General features: G+C 65.8%; 1 protein-coding gene. It reads right to left on the bottom strand.

What is annotated here, in order from left to right:
* Positions 1-524, bottom strand: a 524-nt coding sequence (locus NMG46_RS29585; protein WP_254820788.1) for an ISAs1 family transposase, incomplete at both ends; no start/stop codon positions are given.

Raw genomic sequence — 524 nt, 5'->3', positions numbered from 1 at the left:
AGGTTGGCACGGCGCAGCCAATGACGACGGTTGCCCTTCAGCGCAAGCAGGTAATCGCCACCTCTTTGGGTAATGGCCGCAGCCATGCGGGTGTGGCAGTGGAGCGCGTCGGCGGTGACCAATCTGCCCGTAAGATCAATGAGTTCGATGACTTTGAGCGCGGCCTCGACTTCGTTCTCACCAGCGCTCGGCGAGACTGCCGCCAGGCACAGCCGGGTCTCGGCGGCGAAGGCCGACACCGTCAACGGCGGACTGGCTGCCAAGCCCTTCTCGTAGGCCCGCCGCAAAGCCTTGCCGTCAAGCGACACCACCTCGGGCGTCTCTCGGCTGGCTCGGGCGAAAGCTGCGGCAAAGGCAGCAAAGGCGCGACCAAAGGCCTCCGGGTCGAGCAGGCGCAGCAGCCGCGAGAAGGTGTCGTGGCTGGGAGCTGCGTCATAGTCGATCAGCCGCGACAGCGCCTGCTTGCGCTCCTGCGCAAACAGGGCGAACTCCGTCGCATTGCTGGCACCACACAGGCTTGCCGC

Origin of the sequence: Mesorhizobium sp. LMG 17147, from assembly GCF_024297145.1 — a bacterium.
GTDB lineage: Bacteria > Pseudomonadota > Alphaproteobacteria > Rhizobiales > Rhizobiaceae > Mesorhizobium.
This window is presented reverse-complemented; position numbering and strand designations above follow the sequence as displayed.